2 protein-coding genes are annotated in these 1,666 nt (G+C 66.8%); both read left to right on the top strand.

Translation table 11 applies throughout. The features are described from left to right. Nucleotides 1-453 (top strand): MFS transporter (locus GSQ79_RS09485; protein ID WP_158808490.1); only part of this gene is annotated, 453 nt, incomplete at its 5' end. Between the two features lie 19 nt (nt 454-472). Further along, on the top strand, nt 473-1,666 hold a 1,194-nt coding region (gene mmsA / locus GSQ79_RS09480), incomplete at its 3' end, for a CoA-acylating methylmalonate-semialdehyde dehydrogenase (protein WP_158808489.1).

Raw genomic sequence — 1,666 nt, 5'->3', positions numbered from 1 at the left:
GCGATCGGCGCCCTGACCGCCGATCGCTGGGGTCGCAAGCCGACCATCATTGGCGCCTCCGCGTTGGCCGCCGTGCTCGGCGCCGCGTATCCCATGATCACGGACTCGACCCTGCTGCTGATCGTCGGTTTCGCGCTCACCGTGCCGATCTACGTCCTCGTCGCCCTTCTCTTCGGGATCTACATCCCGGAACTGTTTCCGACGGAGATCCGTCTGCGCGGCGCCGGCATCTGCAACACCTTTGGCCGCGGCGCGACGATCGTCACGCCGTTCATCGTCGTGTCGCTCTACAACAGCGGCGGCGTCGCCGCCGTGATGGATCTGATGATCGCGCTGCTCGTCATCCAGATCGTCGTCGTCCTCGTCTTCGGCATCGAACCGGCGCATCGCCGGCTCGAAGAATTGCAACCCGACAACATCGCGCTCGGCAAACCCGCCGAAGCGCGCGTCTAACATCACAGGAACTAGGCCCATGAACGCGATCCCCGAAGTGTCGAGCCATTACGCGATGATCGGCCACTACATCGACGGCACGCTTGTCGCCGGTGCGAGCGGGCATGCCGCGCCAGTGTTCAATCCGGCGACGGGCGAGCAGAGCGGCATGGTCGCGCTCGCCAACCCGGCCGAGGTCGATGCGGCCGTTGCCGCCGCCAAGCGCGCCTTTCCGAAATGGGCGGCGACGCCGCCGCTGCGCCGCGCCCGCGTGCTGATGCGCTTTCTGCGTCTCGTCGAGGACAATATCGACGAACTGGCCGCGGTGATCACCGCCGAGCACGGCAAGGTGCTGTCCGACGCCAAGGGCGAAATCCAGCGCGGCATGGAAGTCATCGAGTTCGCCACCGGCGCGCCGTCGCTGTTGAAGGGCGACATGACGGAAAACGTCGGTACCCGCGTCGACAGCCATGCCGTGCGCCAGCCGCTCGGCATCGTCGCCGGCATCACCCCGTTCAATTTTCCGGTCATGGTGCCGATGTGGATGTTCCCCGTCGCGCTCGCCTGCGGCAACTGCTTCATCCTCAAACCATCGGAGCGCGATCCCTCCGCGGCGCTGTTGATGGCGCGCTGGCTCGCCGAGGCCGGGCTGCCGGCCGGCGTGTTCAGCGTGATCCAGGGCGACAAGGTCGCGGTCGACGCGCTGTTGCATCACCCCGATATCACCGCCGTGAGCTTCGTCGGCTCGACGCCGATCGCCCGCTACGTCTATGAAACCGCCACGCAGCACGGCAAGCGGGCGCAGGCGCTCGGCGGCGCCAAGAACCACATGATCATCATGCCGGATGCCGACCTCGACCTCGCGGTCGATGCGCTGATGGGTGCGGCCTATGGCTCGGCCGGCGAGCGCTGCATGGCGATCTCGGTCGCCGTGCCGGTCGGCGAGAAGACGGCGGACGCCTTGATGGCGAAGCTGGTCCCGAAGGTGCGGGCGTTAAAGGTTGGGCCGGGAACCGATCCCGAGGCCGAGATGGGGCCGCTGGTCACCAGCCAGCATCTGGCGAAAGTCAGCGGCTACATCGATGCCGGCGTCGCCGCGGGCGCCGATCTCGTCGTCGACGGGCGCGGCCTCGCTTTGCAGGGCTACGAGAACGGCTACTTCATCGGCGGCAGCCTGTTCGACCGCGTGACGCCGGACATGACGATCTACAAGGAAGAGATTTTTGGGCCCGTG

It is taken from the genome of Beijerinckia sp. L45 (genome assembly GCF_009765775.1).
Lineage (GTDB): Bacteria > Pseudomonadota > Alphaproteobacteria > Rhizobiales > Beijerinckiaceae > RH-AL1.
The sequence above is the reverse complement of the archived record's forward strand: the minus strand, read 5'-3'. Positions and strand labels throughout refer to the sequence as shown.